This is a genomic window from Salinimicrobium terrae DSM 17865 (genome assembly GCF_000424665.1).
GTDB lineage: Bacteria > Bacteroidota > Bacteroidia > Flavobacteriales > Flavobacteriaceae > Salinimicrobium > Salinimicrobium terrae.
In genome coordinates this window covers 149,979-157,216 of record NZ_AUKI01000023.1, presented here as the reverse complement: position 1 = coordinate 157,216, position 7,238 = coordinate 149,979, and the positions used below count along the sequence as shown (strand labels likewise).

General features: G+C 39.3%; 8 protein-coding genes and 1 rRNA gene. 3 read left to right on the top strand and 6 right to left on the bottom strand.

The window, feature by feature from the left end:
* Window positions 1-73, top strand: a 5S ribosomal RNA gene (rrf, locus tag H148_RS19055); the annotation flags it as partial.
* An 87-nt stretch (window positions 74-160) separates the two neighbouring features.
* On the opposite strand, the gene H148_RS0111505 is transcribed toward rrf, so the two are convergent.
* The 3 genes from H148_RS0111505 to H148_RS0111495 are packed head-to-tail and all read right to left on the bottom strand — an operon-like array spanning window position 161 to window position 1,993.
* Window positions 161-592: a DUF4268 domain-containing protein gene (locus tag H148_RS0111505; protein ID WP_029034935.1), complete on the bottom strand. Its 432-nt coding sequence runs from the start codon at window positions 590-592 to the stop codon at window positions 161-163.
* Window position 593: 1 nt separating this feature from the next.
* The gene (locus H148_RS0111500; RefSeq protein WP_029034934.1) at window positions 594-1,262 is read right to left on the bottom strand and encodes a ZIP family metal transporter; all 669 of its coding nucleotides are present in this window, start codon (window positions 1,260-1,262) and stop codon (window positions 594-596) included.
* Window positions 1,262-1,993, bottom strand: a complete 732-nt coding sequence (locus H148_RS0111495) for a class I SAM-dependent DNA methyltransferase (RefSeq protein ID WP_029034933.1) — start codon at window positions 1,991-1,993, stop codon at window positions 1,262-1,264. Before H148_RS0111495 ends, H148_RS0111500 begins: the two co-directional genes overlap by 1 nt.
* Before the next feature lie 45 nt (window positions 1,994-2,038).
* On the opposite strand from H148_RS0111495, the gene H148_RS0111490 reads away from it, so the two are divergent.
* Window positions 2,039-3,199 (top strand): THUMP domain-containing class I SAM-dependent RNA methyltransferase, encoded by a 1,161-nt coding sequence (locus tag H148_RS0111490; RefSeq protein ID WP_029034932.1) that lies wholly within the window; start codon window positions 2,039-2,041, stop codon window positions 3,197-3,199.
* On the opposite strand, the gene H148_RS0111485 is transcribed toward H148_RS0111490, so the two are convergent.
* Genes H148_RS0111485 through rlmD form a run of 3 tightly spaced genes read right to left on the bottom strand, consistent with a single transcriptional unit; the run spans window position 3,200 to window position 5,761 of the window.
* Window positions 3,200-3,898 (bottom strand): DUF6048 family protein, encoded by a 699-nt coding sequence (locus H148_RS0111485; protein WP_029034931.1) that lies wholly within the window; start codon window positions 3,896-3,898, stop codon window positions 3,200-3,202.
* Window positions 3,864-4,352 carry a DUF6452 family protein gene (locus H148_RS17780; RefSeq protein ID WP_051286414.1) on the bottom strand — a complete coding sequence of 163 codons (489 nt, stop codon included), beginning with the start codon at window positions 4,350-4,352 and terminating at the stop codon, window positions 3,864-3,866. The genes H148_RS0111485 and H148_RS17780 overlap by 35 nt, the downstream gene beginning before the upstream one ends.
* Window positions 4,349-5,761: a 23S rRNA (uracil(1939)-C(5))-methyltransferase RlmD gene (rlmD, locus tag H148_RS0111475; RefSeq protein WP_029034930.1), complete on the bottom strand. Its 1,413-nt coding sequence runs from the start codon at window positions 5,759-5,761 to the stop codon at window positions 4,349-4,351. The genes H148_RS17780 and rlmD overlap by 4 nt, the downstream gene beginning before the upstream one ends.
* Window positions 5,762-5,938: 177 nt before the next feature.
* Between rlmD and rocD the strand changes: the two genes are divergently transcribed.
* Complete coding sequence (rocD, locus tag H148_RS0111470) at window positions 5,939-7,183, top strand: ornithine--oxo-acid transaminase (RefSeq protein ID WP_029034929.1); 1,245 nt, start codon at window positions 5,939-5,941, stop codon at window positions 7,181-7,183.
* Window positions 7,184-7,238 lie beyond the last annotated feature (55 nt).

Sequence of the window (7,238 nt, the reverse complement as noted above, 5' to 3'; positions counted from 1 at the left end):
TTCCGAACAGAGAAGTTAAGCCCGTTAGCGCAGATGGTACTGCTATTTGTGGGAGAGTATGTCGCCGCCTTTCTTTTAAACCCTTCATCATGAATTTGATGAAGGGTTTTTTTATGCCCTATAACCACCCGCTAAAGTGTGATCGCAAGTACAACTCAAGTTACTGCTCAATAAAATCTCTATATTCTAAAAAGAATCTTTCGAGTGCATCCATTTTTTCTGAAAGCCAGCTCTGGACTTCCGGCCAATCTTTCTTATCATGGATATTCACATTCTCCTTTGTGACATAGACGCGGGAAATAATCTTTCCGTTTTCCAATTCATACACTTCAGCAAAAACTATCTCCGGTAAAAAAAACTCTTCTTTCAGGATCGTCCGGAGGCTCTGCAATTTTTCGAAGTAGTATTGTCTCATGATTTCATCTGTAGAGTCGAAGTCTATAGATACTTCAGCAAGGTTCCGGGTAAAAGAAAACTTTAGTGAAAAATCTTTTATTCTTGTGTTGTATAAAAGCCACTTGCGGGGATAATTTTTTCCGAAGCTTGTCCAGAATTCGTGCCGAATCTTTTTACTCTCCTCGCGGCTATACATTTTAAAGAAAATATGCTAAAAATATTCCGGCGATAACCACGGCAAGCTTAGATGCATTGAAACTATGGTTTTTTGAGGCTTCAAAAAGTATAGTAGTTGAAACATGAAGAAAAATCCCAATGACCATTGCGTTTATGTATGTAGAATAAGTTTCAGAAATGTCAAAATTCGAATTAATCCAGCTTCCTAGCGGTGTCATTAATCCAAAAATAATAAGAAATAGAAAGGCCCTAAATTTTCCAATTTTAGAATGGAAAAGAAAAGAAGCAAGTATTGCAGCCACGGGAATTTTATGAATTACCACTCCATGTAGTAGCTCACTGCTTTGATTGAGTGGAAAACCTTCCAGTAAAGCATGAAGGGACAAACTAAAAAGCAGCAAAAACGGGAATTTTACAGAATTGTTATCTTGATGAATGTGACCATGCTCCACCCCCTTTGAGAGAAATTCGAGAAAGATTTGCAACAGCAGACCAGCCATAATAAAGATTCCTACCTTCTCAAACCCCGAATTATAGACTTCCGGCAACATTTCGAAGACTGTAACGGCAAGTAGGAACGCACCACTAAAAGAAAGCAATAATTGGAAACCTGTCGAAGAAGTAGGTTTTAGGAATAGTGATATTAAACATCCTATTAATACCGCGGCCAATGGCAGTAAATACAGCATTACCTAAAAACGAGAATTAGACGGTCTGATGTGGATTCATCATAAGGTTCAAGATTGTAGTTACCAAAGGTATGTACGAGTTCAATCCCGGCTTTAAAGAAATATAATCTAAATTTCTCCAATGTGAGAGCCATTACTTTTTCAGTAAAAGTATATTCTTCTCCTTCATCTTCAAATTTAATATCCTTCAGAATAAAACCATTCTCTACTCTACGAGAGATTTTGAAATCTATTCCTTTTACTTTTTTTATTTCTGAGGGAACTAATTCTCTAATTACCTTCTTTACGTTCATAAAGTCAATAACTCCCCATCCACCTTCTTTTATTTCCTCTTTAATGGCTATAATGCTCTCAAGGTTTTCCTTTTCTTCATCGAAGTAGCCAAGACTGGTAAAAAGATTAAAGACTGCATCAAATTTCTGTTTTAAAGGAGTACACATGCAGTGAGTGTAAAATTTCAGGGTGTCGTTTTCAAACTGTTTGGCGTATGAGATGCTGTTTTCAGAAAGATCTACTCCTGTAACGTCATATCCCAATTCATTGAGATACACAGAATGTCTTCCCTTACCGCACGCCAGGTCCAGAATACTAGCACCCTTTGGAAGTTTTAAAAATTCCACCATGTTTTGCATGAACTCCTGTGCTTCTTCGTCACCCCGATTCTTGTATAGAATATGATAATAAGGAGTGTCAAACCACGAAGAAAACCATCTATTTGCTGCTAATTCCATATCCTGCAAAATTAATGTATTTTTGCCTCTCACAGAAATTAAGAAATGGGAAATAATTTTAAAATGGTTGCCAAAACCCTTTTTGGCTTTGAACCTTTGCTGGCAAAAGAACTTCGGAATTTAGGAGCGATAGATGTTAAGGAGGGGGTGCGATCTGTCTCATTTTATGGAGACAAGGGTTTCATGTATAAATCCAACCTCTCTCTACGTACAGCAATTAAAGTTTTAAAACCCATTACGAACTTTAAAGTTTTTTCTGAAGAAGACCTTTATCGGGAGATAAATAAAATTTCCTGGGAGGATTTTATAGATGCTAATCAAACTTTGGCAATTGATGCTACAGTTCATTCTGAAAAATTTACTCACTCCAAATATGTAGCCTTAAAATCCAAGGATGCTATTGTTGACAGGTTCAGAGACCGAACAGGAGAGAGGCCGGGAATTGATTTGGATCACCCTTCATTGCGTATTAATGTTCACATTGAAAAAGAATTTTGCACGGTTTCTCTTGACAGCTCAGGACAATCGCTACATAAGCGCGGTTATAAATCGGCAACTAATATAGCTCCTATTAACGAAGTTCTGGCTGCAGGAATGTTGCTGCATTCAGGTTGGGACGGTCAATGTGACTTTATGGATCCCATGTGCGGGAGTGGCACAATTCTTATAGAGGCTGCTATGATTGCCTGTAATATCCCTCCCAATTTAAATCGGAAGGAATTTGGGTTTGAGAAGTGGAAGGATTGGGATGAAGATCTTTTTGAAAAAATTCAGGAATCTGTATTGAAGAAGGCGCGGGATTTCCATTTTACCATTAAAGGTTATGATAAAGCACCTTCAGCTGTTCAGAAAGCCAAGGATAACGTCCAGAATGCAAATCTTGCAGAATTTATATCTGTAGAACACCAAGATTTCTTTAAAACTGAAAAGCAAACAGAAAGACATTTACACATGGTATTTAACCCACCATATGGGGAACGTCTCACTATAGATATGCCTGAATTTTACAAGGCCATTGGGGATACGTTGAAGCAAAGTTATCCCGGTACCTATGCCTGGTTTATAACTTCCAACCTCGAGGCAATTAAACATGTGGGCCTGAGGCCGTCAAGAAAGATCAAGTTATTTAATGGCTCCCTTGAGTCTAAGCTGCTTAAATATGAGATATACGAAGGTTCCAAAAAAGCAAAAAAACAAGAGGTTTAATTACATTTTGTAAAGAGGGATCAAATAGGAAATAGAATAGCCATAACCTACACCAAGGCTGCTCCCGTCATAAGTACGATTAAATCCCGGGATATAAAGATTATCAAAATTCCCGGGCTTTGTCTCGTTGACTTTTTTCTTAAGCTCCACGTGCGTGCTGAGATAAAGATTGTTTAAAACCTCAACCTTGACCCCCAGTTGGAGTTCTGCCCAGCCTGCAGTAAGGTTATTGAACTCACGTGCTTCAGTCCTAACATCGGGTCCAAAATAAGGATTTCTATTGTAGATGGAGAATTCCTGCAGTTCACTTGAAAAAGTCGCAAAGCCATAGCGTAGGCCAAAGTAAATAAGGTTCTGCATTCCGGTCCAGTTTTCATAAAAGTTGTAGTCACCACCCAACTTCATATAGCTTCCTTTGGCAGAAGCGGTAACATTGGGCTGAGAAATTACATTCTGTTCATTTCCAATTTCCCCCGCCAGATAAATATTTTCATATAACCTGTAATCTCCTTTTATTTCCAGACCCTGATAGTTTTCTTCAAAAAATGTCCTTACAGGTTTTGTTAGGTTAATCCCAACCCGTAGTCCATACTGTTCCCGCCCATCAATCGTGTCTGTCGCCTGGTCCTGTTGAGCAAAAACTGCAGAAGAATGAAACCCAAAACTAATGAGTAAAATATATATGAGCTTCTGTTTCATTTTCTATGCTTTCTTGTATAATTGTTTCTGAAAGTATCCAGTTGTTATTATCCTCATTAACCGCAACATCCAGGCTATTGTAATTCACTTTATATCCACAGGCGCGGTTGAGATATTCGGGATCTGGAGAGTATGTAAAAGATACAACATCCTCATTTTCTTCGTCAGAATTGGTGTTGGTAGTAAAAATATACTCAGTAAAATTCTCGTTGGTTCTAAGTGGAACACTTATAGTATTTACAGTTTCCGGCCCCATTAAAATATCTTCCTTTCCGCTGGCGCGAATCATAAGATTAGGAACTGCCTTAAGACGGGTTGGGTCCAGGGGATCGTAAAATTCGATCACTAAGAGGGGAGTGGTTTCCGTTCCTTCAGGACAGATATCATCTCTTTGGCACCCAAAGGCAAGAAAAATAAATCCAACTAAAAAAAGCCATTTTTGGAATCTGTTCATTGTCTTCTTTCTAAACAAACCACATTCTCCACGTGAAAGGTCTGTGGAAACATATCTACTGCTTGTGTACGGGTTACCTTATAATGCTCATCCAGCAGTGCAAGATCCCTTGCCTGCGTGGCTGAATTACAACTCACGTAAACAATTCGCTTAGGCAAGATACCAATAATTTGTGCAACCACATCTTTGTGCATTCCGTCGCGTGGAGGATCGGTTATTAAAACATCGGGATGACCATGTTTCTCCACAAATTCACCTGTGAATACCTTTTTCATGTCCCCAACATAAAATTCTGTGTTAGAAATGTTATTGTTTCGGGCGTTTTCTTTGGCGTCTTCAATAGCTTCGGGTACAGCTTCTACTCCAATTACTTTCGCGGCTTTTGCAGCAACAAACTGTGCAATGGTTCCGGTACCGGTGTAAAGATCGTAAACGAGTTCATTTCCGGTTAAGCCGGCGAAATCTCTAGTGATCTTATATAATTCGTACGCCTGGGAAGAATTTGTTTGATAAAAAGATTTGGCGTTGATCTTAAACCTGAGACCTTCCATTTCTTCAAAAATATGATCCTGACCTTTATAGCATATCACTTCCTGATCATAAATGGTATCATTTCCCTTCGGATTAATTACATATTGAAGACTAGTAATCTCCGGAAATTCTTCAGCAACATAATCCAGCAGCAACTCTCTCTTCCCCTTATTTTCTTCAAAAAACTGAAGCAATACCATAATTTCTCCCGTAGAAGTAGTTCTTATCATTAGAGTGCGCAATATTCCTTGTTGATTCCTGGTATTGAAAAAAGGAATATCATTTTCAATGGCAAATTTTTTAATGCCGTTTCGAATACCGTTGCTTGGCGCCTGTTGAAGATGACATTCTTTAATATCCAGAATTTTATCCCACATCCCGGGAATATGAAAACCAAGAGCATTGCGGTCCTGGATGTCTTTGCCGCTCTGTATCTCTTCCTGCGTCAACCAGCGGCTGTCGCTAAAGGAGAATTCCATCTTATTGCGGTAAAAGTAGATTTCCCTGCTTCCAAGAATAGGTGTGACTTCGGGTAATTCAATTTTTCCAAGGCGGGTTAGATTATTTATGACTTCTTTTTGCTTGTAGAAGAGCTGATGTTCATATCCCATGAACTGCCACTTACAACCTCCACAAACATTAAAGTGGATGCAGGGTGGTTCAACCCGTTTATCTGAAAATTCGTGAATCTTAGTAGCCGTTCCTTCATAATAGGCGCGTTTCTTTTTAGTTGTTTGCACATCAATCACATCTCCGGGCACAGCATTTCCAATAAAGATCACCTTCCCGTCTGGAGCCTTCGCTATGCTTTTTCCTTTTGCACCTGCATCAATGACTTCCAGGTTTTTGAATTCTTTGTTTTTGTTCTTTCTCGCCATGGCGCAAAAATAGGATAAATGCCAAGAATTATTGGGCGTAAGCCTTAAAAAATCAGGAAACATTTAGTAATTTGCGACTTCTGAATTCAGGATGATTTCTCTCCTCAAAATGCCATATTTTACAGGGTTTTTGAAAAGCAGGAATTTCTTATTAAGTAATTGAAAAAATAAATGAAAATGAAGATTTCAGAAAAAATTTCTTCCGCAGAAGCCATAGAACTTGAAGATAAATATGGTGCTCATAATTACCACCCACTTCCGGTAGTACTGGAGAAAGGAGAAGGTGTTTATGTATGGGATGTGGAAGGTAAAAAGTATTACGACTTCCTTTCGGCATATTCCGCCGTAAACCAGGGGCATTGTCATCCGAAGATCGTTGGAGCTATGACAGAACAGGCTCAAAAGCTTACCCTTACTTCAAGGGCCTTCCATAATGACATTTTAGGGAAGTATGAAAAATACGCAACAGAGTATTTTGGTTTCGACAAGCTATTGCCTATGAACACAGGTGCCGAGGCTGTGGAAACTGCCATTAAGATCGCACGTAAATGGGCTTATGAGAAAAAAGGTGTAGAGGAAACTGAGGCACAAATCGTGGTTTGTGAAAATAACTTCCACGGAAGAACCACTACCATTATCTCTTTCTCAAATGACGAAGGCGCCCGAAAGAACTTTGGACCTTACACTCCCGGATTCCTGAAGATCCCATATAATGATCCCGATGCTCTTGAAGAAGTGCTTAAAAACAACAGCAATATCGCCGGATTCCTTGTGGAACCTATCCAGGGAGAAGCTGGAGTCTATGTTCCTTCGGAAGGGTTTCTTACCCGTGCAAAAGAGCTTTGTGAGCAACATAATGTGCTTTTCATAGCCGATGAAGTGCAGACGGGAATTGCCCGTACCGGAAAACTTCTCGCAGTTGAGCACGAAAATGTGAAACCGGATGTTTTGATCCTTGGGAAAGCTATTTCCGGCGGGGTTTATCCTGTTTCTGCGGTTCTTGCCAATGATGATGTCATGAACGTGATCCAGCCGGGACAGCATGGTTCAACTTTTGGTGGGAATCCTGTAGCCTGTGCAGTAGCAATGGCTGCGCTTGATGTAATTAAGGACGAGAAACTGGCCGAAAATGCAGAGAAACTTGGAAATCTTTTCAGAAGGAAGCTCGACGATTATATCCGGAATTCAAATATCGTAAACCTGGTAAGAGGTAAAGGTTTGCTGAATGCGATTGTAATTAATGATTCCGAAGACAGCTCTACAGCTTGGGATATTTGTATGAAACTTAAGGAAAACGGTTTGTTGGCAAAGCCAACTCATGGTAATATCATTAGATTTGCACCACCGCTTGTAATGAATGAAGAGCAACTATTGGATTGTGTAGATATCATTACAAAAACTCTTCAGGATTTCGAAAAATAATACTGAAAAATCAGAAATAAAAAGGGGCGGAAAATACTATTTTTTCGCCCCTTCT